The organism is Thalassovita gelatinovora (assembly GCF_001458355.1).
GTDB classification, from domain to species: Bacteria; Pseudomonadota; Alphaproteobacteria; order Rhodobacterales; family Rhodobacteraceae; genus Thalassobius; species Thalassobius gelatinovorus.
On the sequence record NZ_CYSA01000016.1, the window covers coordinates 82,670 to 106,908 of the forward strand.

The following is a 24,239-nucleotide window of genomic DNA, read 5'->3' on the forward strand; positions in this document are numbered from 1 at the left end:
CCGACCCTAACAGACAGTCGCGCTCAAGTCGCGGATTTCATGTTCACCCGTTGCGACAGTTGTTGCAGGCTTTCCACCCGTTCCGAATACCGATCAGTCAGATACCCCGATTGGCTGCGGGTCAGCAGGGTGAATTTCACCAATTCTTCCATCACGTCCACCACGCGATTGTAGAACGGGCCGGGCAACATCCGGCCCGCTTCGTCGAATTCGTGAAACGCCTTGGGAACCGAGGATTGATTCGGAATGGTGATCAACCGCATCCAGCGGCCCAGAATGCGCATCTGGTTGACTGCGTTGAAGCTTTGCGATCCACCACAGACCTGCATCACCGCCAGCGTTTTACCCTGCGTCGGGCGGATGCCACCGATCGGGGCCAGCGGAATCCAATCGATCTGCGTTTTCATGATCCCGGTCATCGCGCCATGCCGTTCGGGCGAACACCAAACCATGCCTTCCGACCACATCACCATGTCACGCAATTCCTGCACCTTCGGATGCTCGGCAGGTGCGTCGTCAGGCAGCGGCAGGCCGGAGGGATTGAAAATCCTGGTCTCACAGCCAAAGCGCTGCAACATCCGCGCTGCTTCCTCGACCATCAGCCGGGAATAGGACCGGTCGCGCAGCGATCCATAAAGCAGCAAAATGCGCGGCTTGTGCGCCATCCGTTCAGCCGGATGCAGGCGGTCTTCGTCAATCGGGAAAAAGCTTTCGTCTTTGATATTCGGCGTGTCAGTCAACGCGGTCTCCGTTTTCATTCAGGGATCATTTGGCCGCCCTTTTTGACGCACGGACCTGTGGGTCCGTCCTTGGCGGGGCATGAACAATTCGACGTTCAGCAACCGGGCGACAGGAAAACCGCCCAACCGTGTTGTCCGTCATCGGGTTACATCAACAATTGCAGGCAATGGCATCCAGAACCGGGCGGCACAGATCGGGGTCACCGCCGCAACAGTCTTCCATCAGGAAGCCCAGCATGCCGCGCAGCCCGTCCATATCGACGAAATAGCGGATCGAGCGGCCTTCGCGGGTGTTTCGGATCAACCCGGCCTGAAACAACACCGACAAGTTGGCCGACATGGTGTTTTGCTTCACCCCCAGCGCCTCCGAAATTTCACCCGCAGCCATGCCTTTGCTTCCGGCCCGGATCAGCAAACGAAAAGCGTCGAGACGGCTCGACTGCGACAGGGCCGCAAAAGTGGCGAGTGTTTTAGTCTTTTCCATATATCATGATTTATGGATATTTCTGACCCGATGCAAGACAAAGAACCACAGGTGCCGTGATTTTCTTTTAACCACCCCAACGGCGGCGCGGCTACATCAACTCGGCCCCGCCACGTCCTGCCCGCTTACATGGTTTCCAGACAATGCCGCCGGAAAGCGCGTTTCAGCATGTCCAACTCTTCGCGCAACAGCGCGATCTCGGCCCGCAGGTCGTCGGCCATCACTTCGCCTGCCAGTATCGCAAAGCTTTCCAGCACATCGCCGCTATCGGCATCACGGATCACAAAACTTTGCACCCCGTCCGACAACAGCGCGGCCGGGATCGGTACCCGCAGCACCCATTGCCCCGCCTCCGCATCCTCGACCAGCTCGACATCGGGCAATCGCGCCTCAAGATGGATCACTTCGATCTGCGGCGAAACCCGGCGCTTGCCGGCGTCAACCGTCAACACGCCTTCCCACACGCCTTCGAACAGGCGGGTCTTGGTCAGTGTCAGTTCGCTCATCGCGGATGCTCCTTGCAACTCGGCGTTACAGTTCGGCCCGGGGCCGGCGGCTGAATGTCAGGTCGCGCAGCGTCACCTGATTCATATCCGGCCCTTCGAAAATCAGATCCAGCCAAGCCTTTTCGACCCGTTTTTCATTCAACTTGGTATAGGCCAGATCAAATTCGACCATGATTTCTTCTTCATGCAGCGGCAATTCGCGCACGATCTGTTCGGTATTGGGACCGTGGCGGATATTCAGCCGGGCGAAGATTTCCAGCGGCTTTTCCATTTCCACGATCGTGTCCATCCGCAGCAGATGCCGCCGCTTCAGCCCCTGCACCGCTTCGGGCGGCAGGTCGATCACCAATGACAGGAACGACCCGTCGAATTTGAACACGTCCATCCGCATCCCGAACGGGGCCAGATCGGCTTCTCGGGTATTGCGCAACTGGCGCAGGGTCAGTTCGGAAAAGACGCAGTCGTGAAACAGCGTCACCTCATCGCCCAACTGGCTTTTGTTCTGCACCGATGACATCCCCGGCACCGGCAGCGGCCCGCGCCACAGCTGCGGCCGCCACGCCCAATCCGATCCTTGTGGTTTGCGGAACGTGGTCGATCCGATCATCGGCAGCGCCAAGCGGCTGTCGGCGACATAAATCAGCTCGTTCAGATGCTGGCGCAGCGTGCGGGCGTAATTCCGTTCCCGCCGCAGCACCGACAAATCGGCCTCTTTGGCTCCGCGCGCCGCCTTGGCCCAACGCTTTGATACGCGTTCCGCCACCAGCGATCTGAGGAATTTGTTCGGGGTCCGGCGCGCCATGTCTTCGGCCTCATTCTTGCTGCTCTGGCATCGTTTTATCGGTTCGGCGGCGCTGAAACAAACCCGCAATGAGTTTTTTCACTCCGCCGCCTTTCGCGGTGTCGTTTTCCGGTTCCGGTTTCGGGCGTTCAATCGGTTCTGCGCTGGCATCTGCGGCCCCCACGCCCGGTTCGATCCCGGTTCCGGGCCGGACATGCGGCCGCAGCATCGCCTCCGGCACCGGCCCGCCGCCGCGCACCATCAACGGGCTTTCTTCGCGCAGGCGTTCGGCTTGCCAACTCAGCATGGTCAGACCCTTTTCGCCGCTCATTGCGCTGCCCTTGGGACCGTACAGCGCCAGGCCCACCATCTTGCCGTTGAGAACCATCATCGCGCGCCAATGCCGTGGATCGTCTTCCGTCGTCAGGCTTTCGGTCGCCATCACCTGCACGATGGTCAAGCCGTCGCCATGCAACCGGCGCAGCACCTTGCGGTCGCCCAGCGCGGCAGCGATTTCTTCAACATCGGGTTCCGCCGCTTCCGATCTGCGCGGCACGGCGGTGATGGTCAAAACCATCGGGTCTACGTCATACCCGCTGACATAGCCGGTGATCGTTTCACAACTGGCCAGCAGCGCGAACCCGCCGGTGGCGCGACTGTGCAAGGTTTCTTGTTGAATGCAATACCCCTGCGGCGGCACGATCACGACATCGCCGCCAGCCAGTTCGGCACGGTGCAGACCGGTTTTGACCGCCGCGCCCGCGTCATCCTGCGGGCCAGGAGCCAGACAGCCCGACAGCAGTCCCAGCAACGCCCACGCCCATACGATACGCAATACGGATTTTCCCGTGCCGTTTCTCATGGCCCCGGCGATTCCCCCTCAATCCCATGTCCAACAATTGACCCTGTACCGGGCCTTTCCGCATGGACTTGGCAATGGGATAGCCAAGCCCCCGGAATCACACAAGTCCGATTGTCGCAACCCGCCCCTGTTCGCGCCCATTTTTCATCCCTATGATCTGGCAAAGATCAACGCGCGGGCCACACGGTTCGGGCACTGGCGTCCGGACCACAGGCATGCAGTCAGACTATTCCGCCCACGAGGCTTACATCCGCCCGGCCCGGCCCCGGGCCGAACTCTGGCGGTTGGTGGTTGGGCTTTGCATGGCAATGGTGATCTATCTCGGCCTGATCTGGGCGATGCAGGCGCTGGCCCTCGCCTTGCTCAGCGATGACGGCTATTTCCAATTCAACCTGCACATCCGAAACGGCCGCAGCCCGGAAGGCGCGCTTTACCTGTTGACCAGCTTCGGCTTTCTGACCATCGCGCTTGCCGCGGTTGCGCAACAACTGCACCGGCGCAATCCGCTATCGCTTCTTGGTTCGCCCGGGCTGGCTTTGCAGCAGGGCTGGGCGGTGTTCAAAGCCGTTGCCCTGCTCTATCTGGTGCTGTCGTTGCTGCCACCCTATGATCTGCTGCCCGAAAACGCAGCACAGCGCGCGGTCGGTCCGTGGATCGCCCTGTTGCCACTGGCGCTACCGGCGCTGCTGATTCAAACCAGCGCCGAAGAACTGCTGTTTCGCGGCTATATCCAGCAACAACTGGCCGCGCGCTTCGCGTCGCGCTGGGTCTGGATGCTGGTCCCCGCCGCGCTGTTCGGGTTGATGCATTACCGCGCCGATGCCGGGGCCAATACATGGATTCTGATCGGTTGGGCGGCGGCGTTTTCGATTGCGGCTTCGGACCTGACCGCACGGGCGGGCACGCTGGGCCCGGCCATCGCGCTGCATTTCGTGTCGAACGCCGTTGCGATCCTGTTTGTGTCCCAAGACGAAGCCCTGTCTGGACTGGCGTTGTTTGCCGCGCCGGTCGATATGGCCGACCCTGCCACGCTGCGCCCGCTGCTGCTGCTTGATCTTTGCGTGTTGTTCATCAGTTGGCTGGCCGCCCGGCTGGCCTTGCGGCGCTAGGCGGGAAAATGCAGTCCTATCTTCCCCATAACGATTATATCGGCACCGCCCGTCTGACCCCCGATTTGCCCCGGCTGGCATTCGGCGTGATCGCGATCGAACTGATTTACAGCCTGGCGCTGGATTTCGTCGAAGCCGTGCTGATCGCTTTCCCGCCCGAAATAGGCGACGCCTATTTTTACGGCACAACCGCTGCCGGGCTGCTGGCGCAACTGTTCAGCTTTGCCTTTCTCGGCGGGGCGGTATGCCTGATCGCGCGCGTACTGCACTTCCGACCACCGCTCAGCCTGACCGGCCCGCCCAAACCTGCCCTCGAAGGGTTCGGCCTGGCACTGGTCGCGGGGCTGGGTTGTTTTCTGGCACTCGAAATCCTGCCGCCCTACTGGTCCAGCGCCGGGGCAGTTTCGACCGGCGGGCTCAGATGGCTGTTATTGCTGCCGATCTCGGTCGCCGCGTTGACCGTTCAGGTCGCCGCCGAAGAACTGCTGTACCGTGGCTATATCCAGCAACAACTGGCGGCGCGATTTTCTTCGCCCTGGATCTGGCTGACCGTACCGAACCTGTTGTTCGCAGCGGCCCATTGGGACAATGGCAGCGATCCGGTGGACGCTGTCCAATACGTGATCTGGGCGTTTTGTTTTGGGCTGGTGGCTTCGGACCTGACCGCGCGGACGGGCACATTGGGCGCGGCGATCGGATTTCACTTGGCCAATAACATCTATGCGTTCTTGTTCTTTTCCGAACGTGGCGCGCCGGATTCCGGGCTGGCGCTGCTGCTGTTCCCGACCGACGACCTGCTGCCCCCCTCGACCACTCCTGATTCCATTATCGCCATCAGCACCGTAATCGAACTTGCCACCTTGCTGGTGATGTGGCTTTCGATACGCTGGGCGCTAAGGCGCTGATTGCAATTCTGCCGCGCGCGGCTTATCTGACAGCTCTAGACAAGACGACGGGGTAAAGCCGCTCATGAACTGGATCACCAACTACGTCCGCCCGCGGATCAATTCGATCTTTTCGCGCCGCGAGGTGCCGGAAAATCTGTGGACCAAATGCGATGAATGCGGAACCATGCTGTTCCACCGGGAACTCAGCGACAACCTCTATGTCTGCACCAATTGCGGTCATCACATGGCGATCACCCCGCGGGATCGGTTCCACGCCCTGTTCGACGGCGGCATCTTTACCGACGTGGACGTCCCCGAACCAATCGCCGACCCGCTGCATTTCCGCGATCAGAAAAAATATCCCGACCGGATGAAGGCGGCGCAGAAGAAGACCGGCGAAAAAGAAGCGATGTTGGTCGCTACCGGCGAAATATGCCGCACGCCCGTCGTCGCTGCCGCCCAGGATTTCAGTTTCATGGGTGGATCGATGGGCATGTATGTCGGCAACGCCATCATCACTGCGGCCGAAAAAGCGGTCGACCTTAAACGCCCGCTGATCCTGTTTTCCGCCGCTGGCGGTGCCCGGATGCAGGAAGGCATCCTGTCGCTGATGCAAATGCCGCGCACCACAGTTGCGGTGCAGATGCTGAAAGAAGCCGGTCTGCCCTATATCGTGGTGCTGACCCATCCGACCACCGGCGGCGTCACCGCGTCCTATGCAATGCTCGGCGATGTACAGATCGCTGAACCCAACGCGTTGATCTGTTTCGCAGGCCCGCGGGTAATCGAACAGACCATCCGCGAAAAACTGCCCGAAGGGTTCCAGCGCGCCGAATACCTGCTGGATCACGGCATGCTGGACCGGGTCACCAAACGCACCGACATGCGCGATGAACTGACCACCATCATCCGGATGCTGATGGGCCTACCGCCCGCGATCAAAGGCGACCTGCCCGCCCCCGAGACCGAAGCAACGCCGCCGGAATCGGTGGAGGAGCATGCTGCGGACCAGTCCGCAAAATGACCGCAGGTTCGGACGTCATCCTTGACCGGATGATGGCGCTGCACCCCAAGGTGATCGATCTGGTGCTGGATCGGGTCTGGCGCTTGCTCGACGCGCTCGATAATCCGCAGGACAACTTGCCGCCGGTGATCCATATCGCCGGCACAAATGGCAAGGGGTCGACCCAGGCAATGATCCGCGCCGGGCTGGAAGCGACAGGCAAGCGTGTTCACGCTTTTACCTCGCCGCATCTGGTGCGGTTCCATGAACGCATCCGGCTGGCCGGAGATCTGATTTCGGAACCCGACCTGACCGAAGTTCTGGAAGAATGCTATCGCGCCAATGGCGGCCATGACATCACCTATTTCGAAATCACCACCTGCGCCGCCCTGTTGGCGATGGCCCGTATCCCCGCCGATTATACCCTGCTCGAAGTCGGCCTCGGTGGACGCTTGGACGCGACCAATGTGATCGAAAAACCGGCGCTGACCATCGTCACCCCGGTGTCCATCGACCATGAACAATTCCTCGGTGACACGCTCGCCAAGATCGCGGGCGAAAAGGCCGGAATCATCAAGCGCGGCGTGCCCTGCGTGGTCGGCCCGCAAACCGACGAAGCGATGGACGTGATCGAAGCAACAGCGGCCCGGCTCGGGGCACCGCTGATCGCTAGCGGACAGCATTGGCACGCGTTTGAAGACCGCGACAGGTTGGTGTTTCAGGACGAATCCGGGCTGTTGGACCTGCCGCTGCCTAACCTGCCCGGCGCACATCAGATTCAGAATGCCGGGGCCGCTCTGGCCGCACTGCGCCATTTACGGATGGGCGACGCCGCCTATGAAGCCGCTGTCACCAAAGCCGATTGGCCCGCGCGGATGCAACGTCTGAAATCCGGACCCTTGGTTGAAATCGCCCCAAGCGTCGAACTGTGGCTCGATGGCGGTCATAATCCAGCCGCCGGTCAGGCGCTGGCGGCGCATCTGGCGCACCTGCCTTTGCGGGAAACCCATTTGATCTGCGGCATGCTGAACACCAAGGACATTGCGGGCTATCTGTCGCCGATGGCGCCGCATGTGGCCAGCCTGACCGCTGTGTCGATCCCCAAAGAGGCCAATACCCTTCCCGCCGACGTCACAGCGGCAAGCGCAGCACAAGCCGGGATACCGGCGGAAGTGGCCGGATCGGTGCGCGATGCGGTGCAGGCGATCGCCGCGCATAGCCCGAATGCCCGTATCCTGATCTGTGGATCGCTTTATCTGGCCGGTTCGGTTTTGCGCGAAAACGGCTGATCAAAGCCGACCTATACAAAATTTCCAACATGATTCGCCTAAATCGAATCACACCTGTTGACTGATTCGCACTGATTCGCCTAAGGTCGAATCACGGAAATTCGAAGGCGAGGGGCATCGCCTTTTCCGTTCCCACACTATTTGGAACGGACTATCGACAGGTTGACAGGCAGGACACAGAAAGAGGGGCCGATCCAACGGCCCCCTTTTTTCCTCCGCTCAGGTCTCAAATTCCGCAGCCATGCCGGACAGTTGGGGGCCAGCCCCCAAACCCCCGGGATATTTTCCAAACAGAAGAAGATTACAAAAAGAAGCTTAAGACAGGCCCCAATCTTCGGCCTGCATTTCGCGCAGCCGGCTGGCAGTACGTTCGAATTCGAACACGCCCTCGCCTTCGATATAAAGGCTTTCGGGCGTGTCAGCCGCCGAACAGATCAGCCGCACCTGGGCTTCGTAAAGCGCATCGATCAGGGTGACGAAACGCTTGGCTTCGTTGAAATTGCTGCGCCCCAGACGCGGGATGTCTTCGAGGATCAAAACCTTGACCGCCTCGGCCAGGGCCAGGTAATCACCCGCCCCAAGCATCCGGCCGCACAGGTCATAGAAGCTGGCCCGCGCCACGCCGTTGCGAAATTGCGGGATCTCGACATCGCGGCCCTTGACCTTGAGCACCAGTTTTTCCGCCTCGCCGCCGCTAAGATGTTCCCAGACTTCGCGGATTTTCTGCCGACTTTCGGCATTGATCGGGGTGAAATAGACCTCGGCCCCCTGCAACCGGTTTTGCCGGTAATCGCGCGGGCTGATCAGTTCCCAGACCACCATCTTTTGTTTCAAAATGTCGATGAAGGGCAGGAATAGCTGTCGATTCAGCCCATTCTTGTAAAGATCGTCCGGGATGCGGTTCGACGTGGTGACCACCACCACCCCGGCCTGAAACAGGATTTCGAACAACCGTCCAACGATCATCGCGTCAGTAATATCGGTGATCTGCATTTCATCGAAGGCCAGAACCTTGACCTCTTTCGCGACCCGTTGCGCCACCGGGGCCAGAGAATCTTCGATCCCTTGCTGCCGCGCCGCATGAATTCCGTCCTGGATTTCCTGCATGAAGGCATGGAAATGCACCCGCCGCACCGGCACGCCGACATGATCCACGAACAGGTCCATCAGCATTGATTTGCCGCGTCCGACCCCGCCCCAAAGATACAGCCCCTTCGGCGGTTCCGGCGCTTTGCGGAACAGACCTTTTTTCACCGGCTGGGACAGGGCGTCCCGGATCCGGTCGAATTCGGGCAGCACCGCCTGCTGTGCCATATCGGCATGCAGACCGCCTTCGGCCACGCGCGCGTGGTATATATCCTGAATATGAGTCATGGGGCCGACATAACCAATGCACCGGGTAAGGAAAAGGGCCTTCCCTCATAACGGCCCATCGTCACGATTTGTGAGCCGGGCCATGACAATTGCTGAATTGACCATCCGGTTTTTTCTTTCCATCCTGCCCCCCGCGCACAGGAGACCCCAAATGCAGACCCGAACACCGCTTTTCACCCCCGTTTTGATCGTGGGCTGCGTCATCATCCTGACCGGCTTTGCCATCCGCGCCAGTTTCGGGGTGTTCCAGATCCCGATTGCCGAAGACTTCGGCTGGCTCAGGTCGGAATTCAGCCTGGCCATCGCGATTCAGAACCTGGCCTGGGGCATCGGTCAGCCGATTTTCGGCGCCATTGCGGAAAAACTGGGCGATCGCCGCGCCATCGTCATGGGGGCCGTGATCTATGCGCTGGGGCTGGTGCTGTCGTCCTTTGCTGTGACGCCGCTGGCGCATCAGGTGTTCGAAATTTTCGTCGGCTTCGGCATTGCCGGCACCGGGTTTGGCGTGATCCTGGCGGTGGTGGGGCGGGCATCTTCGGATGCAAACCGCTCGATGTCGCTGGCCATTGCCACCGCGGCCGGGTCGGCCGGTCAGGTGTTCGGCGCGCCGCTGGCGGAATACCTGCTGGGCTTCATGACCTGGCAGGGCGTGTTCGTGGTCTTTGCCGCCGCGATCCTGCTGGTGCTTTTGTTCCTGCCTTTCATGCGGGTACCGACCCCGGTCGCCAGCAAGACCGAATTGCAGGCAAGCATGGGCGCGATCCTGCTCAAGGCCTTCCGCGATCCGTCCTATACGATGATTTTCCTCGGCTTCTTTTCCTGCGGCTATCAGTTGGGTTTCATCACCGCGCATTTTCCCGCCTTCGTGACCGAAATGTGCGGCGCGATCGTGCCCGGCGGCGCGCTGCATTCGCTGGGGATCACCACCACCTCGACGCTTGGCGCGGTGGCGATATCGCTGATCGGGCTGGCCAATATCGGCGGTACGCTGATGGCCGGGTGGCTGGGCAACCGGGTGTCCAAGAAATACCTGCTGGCAGGGATTTACACCCTGCGCACCTTCGTTGCCGCCGCGTTTATCCTGACCCCGATGACCCCGGCCACGGTGATCCTGTTTTCGGTGTCGATGGGGGCGCTTTGGCTGGCCACGGTACCGCTGACATCGGGATTGATCGCGCATCTTTACGGGCTGCGCTACATGGGTACACTCTATGGCATCGTGTTTTTCAGCCACCAATTGGGCAGTTTCATGGGCGTCTGGCTGGGCGGGCGGATGTATGACCTTTACGGGTCTTACACCGCGGTCTGGTGGATCGGCATCGGGGTGGGGGCGTTTTCGGCGCTGATTCACCTGCCGGTGCGGGAAAAACGCACGGAAATTATGATCTGATCGCCGCCAAAACTTCGCCCGCATGGGTATAGGTCACGCCATGCCCGGCCCCGTCGATCACCACATGGTGCGCATCGGGGTTCCAGTCTTCCAGCACCGCCTTGTCCCGGATCGGAATGGTGCGATCCTCGGCCCCCCAGATCGCCAGCACCGGCAGACCGGCGGCGGCAATTGCCCGGTGTTCACCTTCCAGCACCGTGCTCAACATATGGCGCAGCGATGACAAAACCGCCGGAACGAACCCGCGCCAATGCAATTCGCCCTGTTGCAGATCGACGATCCCGGGCACCGATGTCGGTAGACCGCGTTCGGCATCGGTGCCTTTGCGATGGCGTCGCGGGAACATCGTCAACATCAGCCAATCGCCGAAAAACGGCACCCCCAGCACCACCCGGGCAACCGCGCCGGACAGCGGTTGCATTCCTGCCGGGGCCAGCAGGATCAGCCGTTTCAATCGGCCGGGATGCGCGGCGGCAAAAGCCGCCGAAATCGATCCGCCCATCGAATAGCCAATCAGGGTAAAACCATCCCCCACCTGCTGATCGGCCAGCAGGTCCTGCAACTGGCGCAGGAAAAACGCGCTGTCCTGTGCGCCCTTGGGGCGGTCGGAATAGCCACGCCCGTACAGGTCATAGCTCAGCACCCTTACCCCTTTTGCGGCCAACTCTTCGGCAACGCCCCGCCAGACAAAGCTCGGCGTGGTCAGCCCATGCACGCACACCGCAACCGGCCCGCCTTCGGGGCCTTGCCAACGGTAATGGGTCACGCCCTGCGACAGGCGGGCGAACTGCCCCGGTGCCGATTGTCGGTCGGCATCCGTCATCCGTGGCCGCAACGCTTCGCGCAGGAACGGCAGCGCCAGAACCACCGCGACAAGGACCAAGGCCCAGATCATTGCGCCGCTTTCCACCGATCAAGAACATACCGCGCCGTCATCAGGTCCAGATGCGCCCCGCCACCATTCTTGAACAGGGTGATGTCATCGTCAGATTGCCGCTTGAAGGCATCGAGGTCGTAATAATCCGCCAACAGGTGTTCGCGCGCAATCACACCGTTTTTCAGCGGAATTTCGATTTCGCCGATATGGCCGATGGTGGTGCCGAAATTGTCGACGAACACCCGCGCCCGCTTGATTGCCGCATCATCGGCTTCGCGCATGTCGGGGCGATAGGCGCCGATCAGGTCGATATGCTGCCCCGGTTGCAGCCAGTCGCCCATCAGCACCGGGTCGGTGCTCATCGTGGCGCTGGTGACGATATCGGCAGCGCGCACTGCGGTTTCCAGATCCTCGGCCACCTGCATGTCGGGAAATTCCGCCGCCATCGCTTCGGCATTCGCCTTGGTGCGGTTCCAGACGGTGAACGCCGCTTGCGGGAAAGCCGCGCCGTAAGCCTGCCGCAGCGACCGCCCGACGGTACCGGCCCCGATGATCAGGATCCGGCGGCTGTCGGGCCGCGCCAATCGGGTCGCCGCCAAAAGGCTGTCACCGGCGGTTTTCCATTTCGTCACCAGATGGAAATCGACCAAGGCTTCCAGCATCCCGTCGGCATCGCCATAAAGCGACATGCCGCCATTGACCATCGGCTTGCCCTGGTCCGGGTTGCCGGGAAAAATCGTCGCCGATTTCACCGCCAGTCCCAGCCCGTCAATCCAGGCCGCCCGGTTCAGCAACGTGTCCTTGCCGCGATAGAGGAAACTGTCAGCCACTTCCGCCTTGGGCAATGTGTGCCCCGCCGCCAGCGCCGTGATAAAGCCCATCCAATCGAGCAGTTTTTCGCCCTCATCGAAGGAAATAAACGGAATCGTCATGCAGCATTCTCCTTTGTCAGTATCCCATGCCCGACCAAACAGTCGGCCCAGCCTTGCGGATGCTCAAACAGATGCACCCGCCAGCCGCGTTGCCGTGCTGCCTCGATGTTCTCGGGTTTGTCATCGGTGAACAGCAGGTCTTTGGCGGTGAAACCACTGCCCTGTTCCAACGCAGCATAGATACCGGGATCGGGTTTGATTTCTTTCAGATCGGCAGAAACATAGCGCTGATCGAACAGATCCAGAAACGGATAATGTCGCCGCGCCATTTCAAAGGTTTCAGCGCCGAAATTGGTCAGCGCCAGAACCGGCACCCCCTGTGCTTTCAGCGCTTCCAGCAACCGTACCGAATGCGGGATTTCAGGGCTGGCCATTTCGATCCAACGATCGGCCCACATCGCGATTTCTTGGCCGAATTCGGGATGCGCCCGCACCGCCTCGGCAACCGTATCATGCAACGGTTCACCCCGGTCCACCCGCAGATTGATCCCGTGCAGATCGACCGCGCCGAACAGGGCCGCGCGCCGCTCCGGCCCGATGACACGATCATAGAACCGTTCCGGATCGTATTCGATCAGCACCCGACCTATGTCGAAAACCACCGCCTTTGGTGTCATTGCCCCTGCCCCTTCGCCTTGCGCAATTCGCGTTCCAATGCGTCCAGAAACCGCGACCGGTCCGCCTTGGTGAACCCTTTGCCGCCGCCCTGCCGGAACGGATCGGCGGCGCGCAGATCGGTCATCAGGTCGCGGGTGGCAAGCGCGTTGCCGACATTGGCCGCGCTCAGCGCTTCGCCATTCGGTTTCAACACCTGCGCCCCTGCGGCCACGCATTTCGCCGCCAGCGGGATATCGGACGTCACCACCACATCCCCCGGACCGGCACGGTCCGCGATCCACATATCGGCCACGTCCGGGCCTTCGGGCACGATCACCGATTCCACCAACGGATTGGCCGAAGGCCGCAACCCGCCATTGCTGACCAGAACCATCGCCACCCGATGCCGGGTTGCCACCCGTTCGGCCTCGGCCTTCACCGGGCAGGCATCGGCGTCGATGTAAAGCTTGGTCATTCGTACAGCGCCTCGGCGTGGAAGTTTACGTGATCCTCGATGAAGGTCGAGACAAAGAAATAGCTGTGATCATAGCCTTTTTGCAGCCGCAGATTGGCCGGAACCCGACGCGCATTCACCGCCTCGGCCAAGGCTTCGGGCATCAGCAGATCAAGGAACTGATCGGACGTGCCCTGATCGACCAATAGCGGAATATCCAGCCCGTTTTCGCGCATCAGCAGCGTCGCATCATGCGCCGCCCAAGCGGCGGCCTCATCGCCCAGATAGGCGCGCAACTGCTTGCGGCCCCACTCGCTGTCGGTCGGATGGCAGATCGGCGAAAACGCCGATACCGACCGATATCGGCCTGGCAAAGACATCGCCAGTGTCAGCGCGCCATGCCCCCCCATCGAATGACCGGTGATCGACTGGCGGCCTTCGTCGATGTTGAAATCACCGGTGATCAGGCGCGGCAATTCATCGGCAACATAGTCCCACATCCGGAAATGCGGCGCCCAGGGATTTTCGGTGGCGTTGACATAAAACCCGGCGCCCTGGCCCAGATCATACGCGTCGTCATCGGCCACACCCGGCCCGCGCGGCGAGGTGTCAGGGAACACCAGGGCGATCCCCTGTTCCGCGGCCCAAGCCTGCGCACCGGCCTTGACCATCGCGTTTTCATGGCTGCAAGTCAGCCCCGACAAGTACCACAGCACCGGCACCGGGTGATCCTCGGCCTCCTCGGGCAGGAACAGCCCGAAGGTCATGTCGCCTCCGGTCGCCTTCGAGGGATGTTTGTAAACCCCCTGCACGCCGCCGAAACACCTGTTTTCAGAAATGATATCCATCACGCTCTCCCATCCGGTTTGCCCCATGGCTAACGCAGGGTCCGGGGCACGGCAAGCGCTTGACCTATCCGATCCAGGCGATCACCGCAGAAACGGTGAAAATGCTCAAACCGGTGGAAATCAGGATCGCTGCCGACACCCGGTGCGGCGCAACGCCGTAATGCTGCGCCAGAATGTAAACATTGCCCGCCACCGGCAGCGCTGCGGCGGCGATCATCACCCCGGCGGCATAGCGATCAACCTCGAACAGGACCAACGCCGCCGTGGCCACCGCCAGAGGGTGCAGCACCAGCTTGCAAAACGACAACCACCCTGCCGTGGTCAGCCGTTCGGCCGATTTCGACGCCAGTGAAGCCCCGATCGCAAACAGCGCCCCGGGCGTCGCCGCGGCCCCAAGGATGGACACGAATTCGTTCAGCGGTCCTGGAATGGGGATTTCCAAGGCTGCCCAGCCCAGCCCAATGGCAATCGACACGATCATCGGGTTTTTCAGCAACCCCAGCCCGACGCTGCGCAAGATGCCGAATGACACCCGCCCGTCGCGCGACCCGGTGATCAGGATCACGATCAGGCTGCCGAACACGATCAGATCCACCGCCAGCACCAACATCACTGGCCCGATCGCCTGTTCGCCCAGCAACAGCACCAGCATCGGCACGCCCAGGAACCCGACATTGCCGATCACCGCGCATTGCGCCTCAACCGCGGCTTCTTCGACTCCGCGCCCACGGATCAACGTGACAATGGTGGCCAGCAAATAGATCGCCCCGGTGCCGGTCAGATAGGCCAGAATGAAAGCAGGATCGTAGATATCGCCCAGTGACAGGTTGGCGGAAAACCGGAACAACATCGCCGACAGCGCGAAATAGAACACGAAGCGGGTCAGCCACGCGGTTGCGTCCTCGGGGAAAAACCGGGTGCGTCCCGCACCGTAGCCCAGTCCAATGATCAGGAAGAAGGGAAGCGTCTTGAGAAAAATATCAACCATTCCGCCTGCCTAGCACGGCACCGCGCCGGGTCAATCCCAATGACGGCGCTATCGCCTGCGGCGGGCAGATCAAGGGGGCTATCTGCCCCCTCTGCCCCCTCTGCGCCTTCGGCGCATTCACCCCTGAGGATGCTTTTAAACAGAAGAAGACACCAAACATTAAGGTTAATGCGCCAAGCAGACGGAGCGGTACAGGCGGGGACGCCGATGACCGCAACAGGAGAAGCCCCCTGCGTTGCAAACCCGACGCGGGGGGTGATTTTTCAAGCTTCTTCTGTTTTGAAATATCCCGGGGGGTCGCCTTTAGCGACGGGGGCGGCGCCCCCTAACCCGATCCGATCAACACCCCGGCGGCGAAAACCAGCGCCCCGCCCAGAACCACCTGCATGGCGGCGCGGAAAAACGGCGTGTCCATGTATCGGTTCTGAATCCAGGCGATCGCCCAAAGCTCGATAAACACCACGACAAAGGCCGTCATCGTCGCGGTCCAGAAATCGGTAATCAGGTAGGGCAGCGCATGGCCCAGCCCGCCAACCATCGTCATGATCCCCGATGCAAAGCCGCGCTTGGTCGGCGATCCGCGTCCCGACAATTCACCGTCATCCGACGCCGCTTCGGTGAAGCCCATCGAAATCCCCGCCCCGACCGATGCGGCCAGCCCGACCAGAAACGTGGTCCAGGTATCCTGCGTCGCAAAGGCGGTGGCAAAGATCGGGGCCAAGGTCGACACCGATCCGTCCATCAGCCCGGCCAAGCCGGGCTGCACCCAGGTCAGCACGAATTGCCGATGCGCTGCGCGGTCTTCCTCGGCGCGGCTGTCTTCATCCAGGTACTTTTCGGCCAGAATCCCCGCCTTGTGCTTGTGCCCGGCTTCCATCGCCGCCAGATCGCCCAGCAATTTGCGGGTCTCGCTATCCGTGCTGCGTTTGGCGGCTGTCAGGTAAAAATGTTCGGCGTCATGTTCCATCGCCTCGGCTTCGGCTCGGATCCGCTCCAGTCCGAGGTTTTCGACCAGCCAGATCGGGCGGCGTGCGTAATAGCCCGCCACATGTTCGCGCCGGATCAGCGGAATGACCGACCCGAAACGGCGTTCATGCAGGGTGATCAACAGCTGGCGGTGCCGGTCTTCTTCTTCTGCCATGCCGTCGAAGATCTTGGCGGAGTCGGGGTAGTCGTCGCGCAACCTCTGGGCATAGCTGCGATAGATCCGGGCATCGTCTTCTTCCGACGAAATCGCCAAGGCAAGGATTTCCTGCTCGCTCAGATCCTTGAAATGACGCCGTTGAATGGAAAATCGCATGCGAACCCCTTTTTGGCTTTCTTCCAACACTAGCCGTTCTGCCAAGACCCGCAAGTGGTGCCTTGATGAAACTGAACTGGCCAGTTTATAATCGTTTTCCCAGCCGAAAGACAGCAATGGACCCTGCGACAAAAACCATCATCCGCACCGGGCGCAAATTCGAACAAGTCCTGCTAGGGGCGCGGAAGGTTTTCATGGCCGACGGGTTCGAAGGCGCCAGCGTCGACGACATTGCCAAGGCGGCAGGCGTGTCCAAGGCGACGCTTTATAGCTATTTCCCCGACAAGCGATTGCTGTTCATGGAAGTCGTGCGCAGCGAATGCCTGCGCCAGGCCGAAGATGCGGTCGAACTGGCCGATTTCGACGCGTCACCGCAGGTGGCGCTGCGCTTTGCGGGATACGCGATGGTGGATATCTTCACCTCGGACTTTTCCCAGCGCATTTTCCGCGTCTGCGTAGCCGAGTCCGACCGGTTCCCCGAACTGGGGTGGGAATTTTACCAAAGCGGGCCGATGGTCGGACGCGCCCGGTTGACCGAATATCTGAAACAGGCGGTGGCGCGGGGCGAGCTGAAGATCGACGATTTCGCGCTGGCGGCCGATCAGTTCGTCGAACTGTGCAAAGCCGACCTGTTTGCGCGCATGGTGTTCGGGATTAACCGCGATTTCACCAAAGCCGAAAAGGCCCGGGTGGTCGAAGCCGCAGTGGACATGTTCATCGCCCGCTACGGGGTCGCGCCCTAATCCCTGCGCCGCACCATCAACTGATTGCCGCCGGTCTTCTTGATTTCGAAAATCGGGAATTCGGCCACCAGTTCGCTCAGCTTCTTCTTGCCATAGCTGCGGGCGTCGAAATCGGGGTTGGCCTGGGTGATGTACTGTCCCAACTGGCCCAAAGTGTACCAATCGTCTTCTTGCCCGATCGCGTCCATCGCCTTGAGGATCAGATCGCGCGCGTCGCCGGATACTGGTGTTTTTCCGACTGAAACGTCGGTTTGTGCCGGGTTTTCGCCACCGATGTTTTCCAGAAAGATGAAGCGGCGGCAGGCTTTGCGGAACGCTTCGGGCGTTTTCTTGGCCCCGATGCCATAAACGGTCAGCCCCTGTTCGCGGATACGGCTGGCCAGCCGGGTAAAATCGCTGTCGCTGGAAATCAGAACGAACCCGTCGAACCGGCCCGAATGCAGCAGGTCCATTGCGTCGATCACCAGCGCGATATCGCTGGCATTCTTGCCCACGGTATTGGCCGGCTGATGATGCGGCACCAGCCCGAATTCCGCCTGAACCTTGTTCCAGCCGTTCATTTGCGGGCTGGAAAAATCGCCGTAACAGCGCCGCACCGAAGCTTCGCCCAGCGTTGCGATTTCGTCGAAAATGGCCTTGGTCCATTTTGGCGACGTGTTGTCGGCGTCGATCAACACCGCCAGCAGCTGGCTTGCGTTCTTGTCTTCCATCGCGGGCCTCTCTTGTTATGCCACCGGTCCGACCCGGGGCAAAGCGGTCAAATATGTGCGCGCATTTGTCAACGGGTCGACGGCGGAACATCGCCGCCGACAACCGATGTCAAAGCCGTAATCAGTAAACCACGACCGAGCGGATCGATTCACCCGCATGCATCAGGTCGAAACCCTTGTTGATGTCTTCCAGGCTCAGCGTGTGGGTGATCATCGGATCGATCTCGATCTTGCCGTCCATGTACCAGTCGACGATCTTGGGCACGTCGGTCCGGCCACGCGCGCCGCCAAAGGCGGTGCCGCGCCAGCTGCGCCCGGTGACCAACTGGAACGGGCGGGTGCTGATTTCCGCGCCAGCAGCAGCCACGCCGATAATAATCGATTCGCCCCATCCCTTATGCGCCGCTTCCAGCGCAGTGCGCATCACCCCGACATTCCCGGTGGCGTCGAAGGTGTAATCCGCACCACCGCCGGTCAGTTCGACCAGATGACCGACCAGATCGCCTTCGACCTCGCTGGGATTGACGAAATCGGTCATGCCGAAACGTTTCGCCATGTCCACCTTGGCCGGGTTCAGGTCGACACCGACGATCTGATCAGCGCCGGACAGCCTCAGGCCTTGAATGACGTTCAACCCGATCCCGCCCAGACCGAACACGATCGACCGGTTGCCGATTTCCGCCTTGGCGGTGTTGATCACCGCGCCGATGCCGGTGGTCACGCCGCAACCGATATAGCAGATTTTGTCAAACGGCGCGTCAGGGCGCACCTTGGCCAGCGCGATTTCTGGCAGCACCGTGTGGTTGGCAAAGGTCGAACAGCCCATGTAATGCAGGATCGGCGTGCCATCGAGCATTGAAAAACGCGACGTGCCGTCGGGCATCAGCCCCTGACCTTGCGTCGTGCGGATCGACTGGCACAGGTTGGTTTTCGGGTTCAGGCAGTAGTCGCATTCGCGACATTCCGGGGTGTAAAGCGGGATGACGTGATCACCGGGTTTCAGGCTGGTCACGCCGGGGCCGACTTCCAACACCACGCCCGCGCCTTCATGGCCCAGGATCGCCGGAAACAACCCTTCGGGATCGGCCCCCGACAGGGTGAATTCATCCGTGTGGCAAATGCCGGTGGCCTTGATTTCGACCAGAACCTCGCCCGCTTTCGGACCTTCCAGATTCACTTCCATGACTTCAAGCGGCTTGCCTGCTTGCAGGGCGACGGCGGCTGTGGTGCGCATCTTGCGTCCTTTCTCGTTGGTTGCGGGCAACCTGCCCCAGATACCGGGAGGGTTCAAGAATGCGTTCATCGATAGCCGGTATCGAATTCCCCGATCAACCGGATCGGAACCTTCGGCTACAGTGTCGACCCACGGCAACAGCCGAAGCCGCTTTGCGCCTTGGTCCCGCTACAGGGCCTTAAGCCCGCCAATGGCGAAATCCGTCGCCAGATCGGCATAGGCTTCCCGGCTCAGCCCCTTGCCGGGGCGGTGCCACATGTAGAACCAGTTCAGCACCGCGAAAACGCTCATCGTGGCGGCGCGCAGCCGGTCGGGATCGGCCTGCAATTGCGGCGCCTGCTCCAACACCACATCGGTCATGATATCGACCAAATGCCGCTGCGCCGCGATCAATGGTGTCTGCTTGTCCACCGGCAACACGCCCAGCGCATCCAGTTGCAGCTTATGTTCGGCATCGGCGTCGGCATAGGCGTCCAGGATCGCCCCGATCAGCCCGCGCAGCCCTTCGGACCGCGCCGCTTCGACCACCTCGACCAATGCGCCAAGATGATCGTCAAGGATGTCATAAAGCAGATCCTCTTTCGACGCCCAGTAGTGATAAATCAGCGCCTTGGACACGCCACAGGATTTCGCCGCCCCGGTCATCGACGCCCGGTCGAACCCATGCGCGGCAAAATAGGCGGCGGCACCCTTGCGCAGTGCCGTCCGCTTTTCGTCGTGATCGCGTGCCAGTCCGCGCGCCATTCAGCCCTCCTTGGGGCGGTTGTCGATGATCCTTACCGCCTTGCCTTCGCTGCGTGCAACCTTGCCCGGTTCGGCCACGTTGACCCGCACCGAAATGCCGACATTGGATTTGACCTTGCCGGTCAGATCCCTGGCCGCGGTTTCGATGATGTCGATCGACGCGCCATCGGACAATTCCACATGCACGGTCATTTCATCCATCCGCCCCGGTCGGGCCAGTTCGATCTGGAAATGCGGTGCCAATCCTTCGACGGTCATCAACTGTTCCTCGATCTGGGTCGGGAACACGTTGACGCCGCGCAGGATGATCATGTCGTCGCTGCGGCCGGTGATCTTTTCCATCCGCCGCATGCTGCGCGCGGTGCCCGGCAACAGCCGGGTCAGGTCGCGGGTGCGGTAACGGATGATCGGGAAGGCTTCCTTAGTCAACGAAGTGAACACCAGTTCACCCAGCTCGCCATCGGGTAGCACTTCGCCAGTTTCGGGGTCGATCACTTCAGGATAGAAATGGTCTTCCCAGATATGCAGCCCGTCCTTGGTTTCGACGCATTCATTGGCCACGCCGGGTCCGATCACTTCGGACAACCCATAGATATCGACCGCGTGCATGTCGAAGGCTTCCTCGATTTCCAGACGCATCGCGTTGGTCCAGGGTTCGGCCCCGAAAATCCCCACCTTCAGCGGGCTTTTGCGCGGATCAAGCCCCTGCTTGGCGTATTCGTCAAGGATCGACAGCGCATAGGACGGCGTCACGGTGATGCCGGTAGCCCCGAAATCTTCGATCACCCGGACCTGCCGCTGGGTCATGCCGCCCGATACCGGCACCACGGTCAGGCCCATCTTTTCTGCGCCGCCATGAATGCCCAAACCACCGGTGAACAACCCGTAGCCATAAGCGTTGTGCAACACGTCCCCCGCCCGCAAACCGGACGCGCGCAACGACCGCGCCACCACACTGGCCCACATGTCCAGATCGTTCTTGGTGTATCCCACCACGGTCGGCTGACCAGTGGTCCCCGACGAAGCATGAATGCGCGCGATCTGCTGACGCGGCACCGCAAACAGGCCGAACGGGTAATTGTCGCGCAGGTCCTGCTTCACCGTGAATGGGAATTTCGCCAGATCCTCCAGCGAATTCAGGTCATCGGGATGCACCCCGGCCTTGTCGAAACTGTCCTTGTAGAACGGCACGTTGTCATAGGCGTGCTTCAACGACCATTTCATCCGCTGCAATTGCAGTGCTGCGATCTCGTCACGCGATGCGGTTTCGATATGGTCCAGATCGCCTGGTTTGGGTGACAGGTCTTTCATGTCGGTTTCCTCCCGATATGCCCCGGCTGCATTTGCGGGGCCGGCATTGTCAGTCTGCGTCAGTTTCGTCGAAATGTTGGCCCGAGATCTGCCGTGACAGCCCCCGGAAAAGCGCCACCTTGCGGCCGTCTTCGCCCGTGACCACCACGTCATAAACGCCCGACCGGCCCTGTAACGACGCCTCGGTCGCGGTGGCGGTCAGCAATTCACCGGCCTTGCCGGGGCTGAGATAGGTGATGCTATTTTGCTGCGCCACAACCATCTTGTTGTAGCTGTTGCAGGCAAAGGCAAAGGCGCTGTCGGCAAGGGTGAAGATATATCCACCATGACAGATATGATGGCCGTTCAGATGCTCGTCACGCACCCGCATGGTCATCACCGCCTCACCCGGATCGATCCGGGTGATTTCCATTCCCAAAGCCTGGGTCGCCTGATCGGTCGACCACATTTGTTTGGCGCTGCGTTCAGCCCGTTGCTTCGGTGTCATGGCGCTCCTCCCCCAATTCCGGCTCAACCTGACACAAAACCGACCATGCGGTCAATAGTGTTGAAAAAGCTTTCGGATTGGCGCAGAATGCTGGCCAACAGGAGGACTCAAGAGATGCTGAAGCCACAAAGTTACGCCGCCGGTCACTGGATCGCGCCGGGCGACACCGCCACAACCGTCATCGGCCCGGTCGATGGTCAACCGGTCGCCCTTGCCGGCGGTTCTGACCTCGACATGCAGGCCATGCTGGACCATGCCCGCAACACCGGCGGCCCCGCCCTGCGCGCGATGACGTTCCACGAACGCGCCAAGATGCTCAAGGCGCTGGCGGCCTATCTGGATGGCCGCAAGGAAGAACTCTATGCGATCAACCCGGCAACCGGCGCAACCCGCCGCGACGGCGGTATCGACATCGAAGGCGGCATCGGCACCATGTTTCTGTTCGCCTCCAAGGGGCGGCGCGAAATGCCCGACGGTCATGTTTATATTGATGGCGAAATCGAACAATTGTCGCGCAAAGGCACCTTCCTTGGTCAACATATCGCGGTGCCACTGCAAGGTGTGGCAGTGCATATCAACGCCTTCAACTTCCCGGTCTGGGGCATGTTGGAAAAACTGGCCCCGACCCTGCTGGCAGGTGTGCCCGCCATCGTCAAACCAGCGACCCAGACGTCTTACCTGACCGAAGCGTGCTTTCGCATGATGATCGAATCGGGTCTGCTGCCCGAAGGCGCGGTGCAGCTGATCGTCGGGCGTACCGGCGACCTGCTCGACCGCTTGGGCGCACAGGACGTGGTCAGCTTCACCGGATCGGCGGACACGGCCAACATGCTGCGCTCGAACCCGAATCTGCTGCGCAATTCGACCCGGTTCCTGGCCGAACAGGACAGTTTGAACGCCGCCATTCTCGGCCCCGATGCCGATCCGGACAGCCCGGAATTTGCCCAGTTCATCAAGGAAGCCGTGACCGAAATCACCGCCAAGGCGGGGCAGAAATGCACCGCGATGCGCCGCCTGATCGTACCTCAGGCACAAATGGAAAACGTGGCAAAGGCGCTGTCGGACAAACTGGAAAATATCGTTCTGGGCGACCCTTCGGCCAAGGAAACCCGCATGGGCGCGCTGGCCTCGCTGGATCAGAAAGCCGATGTTCTGGCCAGACTCGAAGCGCTTGCCGCCGAAACCCGGCTGATCTGCGGTGGCCCGGACGCATTGACCGACAACCTGTCGAATGGCGCCTTTCTGCCGCCGACCCTGCTGGCCTGCGACGATCCCGATACCGCAACGGCGGTTCACGCGGTCGAAGCCTTCGGTCCGGTCTCCACCCTGATGCCCTATCGTGATCTGGCCCATGCCGCCCAGCTTGCCAATCGTGGCGGCGGGTCGCTTGTCAGCTCTCTGTTCACCAACGATCCGCAGGTCGCGCGCGATGTCACGCTGGCCGCGGCCGCCTGGCATGGTCGGCTCTATATCATGAACCGCACCGCCGCGGCCGAAGCGACCGGCCACGGATCACCCTTGCCGCACATGGTCCATGGCGGCCCCGGTCGCGCCGGTGGCGGTGAAGAACTGGGCGGCATTCGCGGCGTGATGCATTACATGCAACGGACCGCCATTCAGGGCAGCCCCGACATCCTGACCGCGATCACCAGCACATGGATCAAGGGATCGGCGGAAATCACCGGGCCGCAACACCCGTTCCAACGCACCTTCACCGAAATCGAAATCGGTGAAACGTTGCATACCGGGTCGCGCACGGTGACACTGGACGATATCGAACATTTCGCCCATTTCACCGGTGACACCTTCTATGCCCACATGGATGAAGACGCCGCAAAGGCCAACCCGTTCTTCCCGGGCCGGGTGGCGCATGGCTATCTGCTGCTCAGCTTCGCGGCAGGTCTGTTCGTGCAGCCCGATCCGGGGCCAGTTCTGGCCAATACCGGGTTGAACGGTCTGAGCTTCCAAAAACCGGTCAGCCCCGGCGATGCCATCAAGGTCCGGTTGACCTGCAAACGCAAAACCCGCCGTACCGACAGCTATGGCGAAGTGGCGTGGAATGTTACCCTGACCAATCAGGACGACGATCAGGTCGCCGAATACGAATTGCTGACCATGGTCAGCTACGACCGCTGATCAAAGGGCGCGGGATGGCACAAATCCCGCGCCCAACCGCCTATCCATGTGCAAAACGCTTGATTTAGCGCCCGTTTGCAGCGACGCTAAGTCATGAATGTTCAAAACACGACGCCCTTTCCGAAACAGGGCATCCCCGAACAGGTCGCCTTTCACCGCACGGAACTGGGCGTCATCCTCAGCCTTTATGGCCGCATGGTCGCCGCTGGCGAATGGCGCGATTACGGCATTTCCAGCCTGCGCGACATGGCGGTGTTTTCCGTCTTCCGCCGCACCGCCGAAAACCCGCTCTACCGGATCGAAAAACGCCCCAAGCTGCGCAACAAGCAGGGCCAATATTCCGTCGTCGGCATTGACGGACAGGTGCTCAAACGCGGCAACGATCTGAAAACCGTTCTGCGGGTGCTGGAACGCAAACTGATCCGCGCGATCGACTAAGCGTCAGCAACAGCC

Annotated in this window: 26 protein-coding genes; 8 read left to right on the top strand and 18 right to left on the bottom strand. The window is 60.9% G+C overall.

From position 1 onward, the window contains the following. Positions 1-23 precede the first annotated feature (23 nt). From arsH to TG4357_RS08770, 5 genes are all read right to left on the bottom strand, one after another. A complete protein-coding gene (gene arsH / locus TG4357_RS08750; RefSeq protein ID WP_139193659.1) occupies positions 24-758 on the bottom strand; it encodes an arsenical resistance protein ArsH in 735 nt (244 codons plus the stop codon). A 133-nt stretch (positions 759-891) separates the two neighbouring features. Next, entirely contained in the window at positions 892-1,224 is a 333-nt protein-coding gene (locus TG4357_RS08755; protein ID WP_058262503.1) for an ArsR/SmtB family transcription factor, read from the bottom strand. Positions 1,225-1,349: 125 nt separating this feature from the next. Further along, positions 1,350-1,730, bottom strand: coding sequence for a hypothetical protein (locus TG4357_RS08760; protein ID WP_058262504.1), 381 nt, complete (start codon positions 1,728-1,730; stop codon positions 1,350-1,352). Positions 1,731-1,755: 25 nt separating this feature from the next. Beyond that, positions 1,756-2,532, bottom strand: coding sequence for a DUF6478 family protein (locus tag TG4357_RS08765; RefSeq protein WP_058262505.1), 777 nt, complete (start codon positions 2,530-2,532; stop codon positions 1,756-1,758). Positions 2,533-2,542: 10 nt separating this feature from the next. Continuing rightward, positions 2,543-3,346 carry a hypothetical protein gene (locus TG4357_RS08770; RefSeq protein WP_058262506.1) on the bottom strand — a complete coding sequence of 268 codons (804 nt, stop codon included), beginning with the start codon at positions 3,344-3,346 and terminating at the stop codon, positions 2,543-2,545. 242 nt (positions 3,347-3,588) lie between these two features. Between TG4357_RS08770 and TG4357_RS08775 the strand changes: the two genes are divergently transcribed. The 4 genes from TG4357_RS08775 to TG4357_RS08790 all read left to right on the top strand — a co-directional run bounded on the left by TG4357_RS08775 (position 3,589) and on the right by TG4357_RS08790 (position 7,661). Beyond that, the gene (locus TG4357_RS08775; protein WP_058262507.1) at positions 3,589-4,482 is read left to right on the top strand and encodes a CPBP family intramembrane glutamic endopeptidase; all 894 of its coding nucleotides are present in this window, start codon (positions 3,589-3,591) and stop codon (positions 4,480-4,482) included. Positions 4,483-4,490: 8 nt separating this feature from the next. Then, positions 4,491-5,387, top strand: coding sequence for a CPBP family intramembrane glutamic endopeptidase (locus TG4357_RS08780; protein ID WP_058262508.1), 897 nt, complete (start codon positions 4,491-4,493; stop codon positions 5,385-5,387). 64 nt (positions 5,388-5,451) lie between these two features. Next, positions 5,452-6,393, top strand: a complete 942-nt coding sequence (gene accD, locus TG4357_RS08785; RefSeq protein WP_058262509.1) for an acetyl-CoA carboxylase, carboxyltransferase subunit beta — start codon at positions 5,452-5,454, stop codon at positions 6,391-6,393. Next, positions 6,390-7,661: a bifunctional folylpolyglutamate synthase/dihydrofolate synthase gene (locus TG4357_RS08790; RefSeq protein ID WP_058262510.1), complete on the top strand. Its 1,272-nt coding sequence runs from the start codon at positions 6,390-6,392 to the stop codon at positions 7,659-7,661. Before accD ends, TG4357_RS08790 begins: the two co-directional genes overlap by 4 nt. Before the next feature lie 315 nt (positions 7,662-7,976). Here the strand turns inward: TG4357_RS08790 and zapE are convergent, their stop codons facing one another. Then, positions 7,977-9,035 (bottom strand): cell division protein ZapE, encoded by a 1,059-nt coding sequence (zapE, locus tag TG4357_RS08795; protein ID WP_058262511.1) that lies wholly within the window; start codon positions 9,033-9,035, stop codon positions 7,977-7,979. A 151-nt stretch (positions 9,036-9,186) separates the two neighbouring features. On the opposite strand from zapE, the gene TG4357_RS08800 reads away from it, so the two are divergent. Continuing rightward, complete coding sequence (locus TG4357_RS08800; RefSeq protein ID WP_058262512.1) at positions 9,187-10,425, top strand: MFS transporter; 1,239 nt, start codon at positions 9,187-9,189, stop codon at positions 10,423-10,425. On the opposite strand, the gene TG4357_RS08805 is transcribed toward TG4357_RS08800, so the two are convergent. From TG4357_RS08805 to mbfA, 7 genes are all read right to left on the bottom strand, one after another. Beyond that, positions 10,415-11,320 (bottom strand): alpha/beta fold hydrolase, encoded by a 906-nt coding sequence (locus TG4357_RS08805; protein WP_058262513.1) that lies wholly within the window; start codon positions 11,318-11,320, stop codon positions 10,415-10,417. The two genes, TG4357_RS08800 and TG4357_RS08805, sit on opposite strands and share 11 nt — an antisense overlap. Beyond that, on the bottom strand, positions 11,317-12,234 hold the full coding sequence (locus tag TG4357_RS08810) for an ornithine cyclodeaminase family protein (protein WP_058262514.1): 918 nt from the start codon (positions 12,232-12,234) through the stop codon (positions 11,317-11,319). The genes TG4357_RS08805 and TG4357_RS08810 overlap by 4 nt, the downstream gene beginning before the upstream one ends. Beyond that, positions 12,231-12,851 carry an HAD family hydrolase gene (locus TG4357_RS08815; RefSeq protein ID WP_058262515.1) on the bottom strand — a complete coding sequence of 207 codons (621 nt, stop codon included), beginning with the start codon at positions 12,849-12,851 and terminating at the stop codon, positions 12,231-12,233. The genes TG4357_RS08810 and TG4357_RS08815 overlap by 4 nt, the downstream gene beginning before the upstream one ends. Further along, a complete protein-coding gene (locus TG4357_RS08820) occupies positions 12,848-13,306 on the bottom strand; it encodes a YaiI/YqxD family protein (protein ID WP_058262516.1) in 459 nt (152 codons plus the stop codon). The genes TG4357_RS08815 and TG4357_RS08820 overlap by 4 nt, the downstream gene beginning before the upstream one ends. Then, entirely contained in the window at positions 13,303-14,133 is an 831-nt protein-coding gene (gene fghA, locus TG4357_RS08825; RefSeq protein WP_058262517.1) for an S-formylglutathione hydrolase, read from the bottom strand. The genes TG4357_RS08820 and fghA overlap by 4 nt, the downstream gene beginning before the upstream one ends. 64 nt (positions 14,134-14,197) lie before the next feature. Beyond that, positions 14,198-15,121 (bottom strand): AEC family transporter, encoded by a 924-nt coding sequence (locus TG4357_RS08830; protein ID WP_058262518.1) that lies wholly within the window; start codon positions 15,119-15,121, stop codon positions 14,198-14,200. Between the two features lie 325 nt (positions 15,122-15,446). Continuing rightward, positions 15,447-16,421, bottom strand: coding sequence for an iron exporter MbfA (gene mbfA, locus TG4357_RS08835; protein ID WP_058262519.1), 975 nt, complete (start codon positions 16,419-16,421; stop codon positions 15,447-15,449). A gap of 116 nt (positions 16,422-16,537) precedes the next feature. On the opposite strand from mbfA, the gene TG4357_RS08840 reads away from it, so the two are divergent. Continuing rightward, positions 16,538-17,164 (top strand): TetR/AcrR family transcriptional regulator, encoded by a 627-nt coding sequence (locus TG4357_RS08840; protein WP_058262520.1) that lies wholly within the window; start codon positions 16,538-16,540, stop codon positions 17,162-17,164. Here TG4357_RS08840 and TG4357_RS08845 read toward each other — a convergent pair. From TG4357_RS08845 to paaI, 5 genes are all read right to left on the bottom strand, one after another. Further along, positions 17,161-17,874: an NYN domain-containing protein gene (locus tag TG4357_RS08845; protein WP_058262521.1), complete on the bottom strand. Its 714-nt coding sequence runs from the start codon at positions 17,872-17,874 to the stop codon at positions 17,161-17,163. The genes TG4357_RS08840 and TG4357_RS08845 overlap by 4 nt on opposite strands. A 121-nt stretch (positions 17,875-17,995) precedes the next feature. Next, positions 17,996-19,108, bottom strand: coding sequence for an S-(hydroxymethyl)glutathione dehydrogenase/class III alcohol dehydrogenase (locus TG4357_RS08850; protein ID WP_058262685.1), 1,113 nt, complete (start codon positions 19,106-19,108; stop codon positions 17,996-17,998). 168 nt (positions 19,109-19,276) lie between these two features. Further along, the gene (locus TG4357_RS08855) at positions 19,277-19,852 is read right to left on the bottom strand and encodes a TetR/AcrR family transcriptional regulator (protein WP_058262522.1); all 576 of its coding nucleotides are present in this window, start codon (positions 19,850-19,852) and stop codon (positions 19,277-19,279) included. Beyond that, positions 19,853-21,163 (bottom strand): phenylacetate--CoA ligase PaaK, encoded by a 1,311-nt coding sequence (gene paaK / locus TG4357_RS08860; RefSeq protein ID WP_058262523.1) that lies wholly within the window; start codon positions 21,161-21,163, stop codon positions 19,853-19,855. 49 nt (positions 21,164-21,212) lie between these two features. Next, positions 21,213-21,650, bottom strand: a complete 438-nt coding sequence (gene paaI / locus TG4357_RS08865; protein ID WP_058262524.1) for a hydroxyphenylacetyl-CoA thioesterase PaaI — start codon at positions 21,648-21,650, stop codon at positions 21,213-21,215. Between the two features lie 114 nt (positions 21,651-21,764). Between paaI and paaZ the strand changes: the two genes are divergently transcribed. Both paaZ and TG4357_RS08875 read left to right on the top strand, forming a co-directional pair. After that, positions 21,765-23,786, top strand: a complete 2,022-nt coding sequence (gene paaZ / locus TG4357_RS08870) for a phenylacetic acid degradation bifunctional protein PaaZ (protein WP_058262525.1) — start codon at positions 21,765-21,767, stop codon at positions 23,784-23,786. A gap of 93 nt (positions 23,787-23,879) precedes the next feature. After that, positions 23,880-24,224: a DUF2794 domain-containing protein gene (locus tag TG4357_RS08875; protein ID WP_058262526.1), complete on the top strand. Its 345-nt coding sequence runs from the start codon at positions 23,880-23,882 to the stop codon at positions 24,222-24,224. Positions 24,225-24,239 lie beyond the last annotated feature (15 nt).

Coding starts and splice junctions, on each gene's coding strand:
- arsH (WP_139193659.1), bottom strand. CDS start 758: ATGAAAACGGAGACCGCGTTGACTGACACGCCGAATATCAAAGACGAA.
- TG4357_RS08755 (WP_058262503.1), bottom strand. CDS start 1,224: ATGGAAAAGACTAAAACACTCGCCACTTTTGCGGCCCTGTCGCAGTCG.
- TG4357_RS08760 (WP_058262504.1), bottom strand. CDS start 1,730: ATGAGCGAACTGACACTGACCAAGACCCGCCTGTTCGAAGGCGTGTGG.
- TG4357_RS08765 (WP_058262505.1), bottom strand. CDS start 2,532: ATGGCGCGCCGGACCCCGAACAAATTCCTCAGATCGCTGGTGGCGGAA.
- TG4357_RS08775 (WP_058262507.1), top strand. CDS start 3,589: ATGCAGTCAGACTATTCCGCCCACGAGGCTTACATCCGCCCGGCCCGG.
- TG4357_RS08780 (WP_058262508.1), top strand. CDS start 4,491: ATGCAGTCCTATCTTCCCCATAACGATTATATCGGCACCGCCCGTCTG.
- accD (WP_058262509.1), top strand. CDS start 5,452: ATGAACTGGATCACCAACTACGTCCGCCCGCGGATCAATTCGATCTTT.
- TG4357_RS08790 (WP_058262510.1), top strand. CDS start 6,390: ATGACCGCAGGTTCGGACGTCATCCTTGACCGGATGATGGCGCTGCAC.
- zapE (WP_058262511.1), bottom strand. CDS start 9,035: ATGACTCATATTCAGGATATATACCACGCGCGCGTGGCCGAAGGCGGT.
- TG4357_RS08800 (WP_058262512.1), top strand. CDS start 9,187: ATGCAGACCCGAACACCGCTTTTCACCCCCGTTTTGATCGTGGGCTGC.
- TG4357_RS08805 (WP_058262513.1), bottom strand. CDS start 11,320: ATGATCTGGGCCTTGGTCCTTGTCGCGGTGGTTCTGGCGCTGCCGTTC.
- TG4357_RS08810 (WP_058262514.1), bottom strand. CDS start 12,234: ATGACGATTCCGTTTATTTCCTTCGATGAGGGCGAAAAACTGCTCGAT.
- TG4357_RS08815 (WP_058262515.1), bottom strand. CDS start 12,851: ATGACACCAAAGGCGGTGGTTTTCGACATAGGTCGGGTGCTGATCGAA.
- TG4357_RS08820 (WP_058262516.1), bottom strand. CDS start 13,306: ATGACCAAGCTTTACATCGACGCCGATGCCTGCCCGGTGAAGGCCGAG.
- fghA (WP_058262517.1), bottom strand. CDS start 14,133: ATGGATATCATTTCTGAAAACAGGTGTTTCGGCGGCGTGCAGGGGGTT.
- TG4357_RS08830 (WP_058262518.1), bottom strand. CDS start 15,121: ATGGTTGATATTTTTCTCAAGACGCTTCCCTTCTTCCTGATCATTGGA.
- mbfA (WP_058262519.1), bottom strand. CDS start 16,421: ATGCGATTTTCCATTCAACGGCGTCATTTCAAGGATCTGAGCGAGCAG.
- TG4357_RS08840 (WP_058262520.1), top strand. CDS start 16,538: ATGGACCCTGCGACAAAAACCATCATCCGCACCGGGCGCAAATTCGAA.
- TG4357_RS08845 (WP_058262521.1), bottom strand. CDS start 17,874: ATGGAAGACAAGAACGCAAGCCAGCTGCTGGCGGTGTTGATCGACGCC.
- TG4357_RS08850 (WP_058262685.1), bottom strand. CDS start 19,108: ATGCGCACCACAGCCGCCGTCGCCCTGCAAGCAGGCAAGCCGCTTGAA.
- TG4357_RS08855 (WP_058262522.1), bottom strand. CDS start 19,852: ATGGCGCGCGGACTGGCACGCGATCACGACGAAAAGCGGACGGCACTG.
- paaK (WP_058262523.1), bottom strand. CDS start 21,163: ATGAAAGACCTGTCACCCAAACCAGGCGATCTGGACCATATCGAAACC.
- paaI (WP_058262524.1), bottom strand. CDS start 21,650: ATGACACCGAAGCAACGGGCTGAACGCAGCGCCAAACAAATGTGGTCG.
- paaZ (WP_058262525.1), top strand. CDS start 21,765: ATGCTGAAGCCACAAAGTTACGCCGCCGGTCACTGGATCGCGCCGGGC.
- TG4357_RS08875 (WP_058262526.1), top strand. CDS start 23,880: ATGAATGTTCAAAACACGACGCCCTTTCCGAAACAGGGCATCCCCGAA.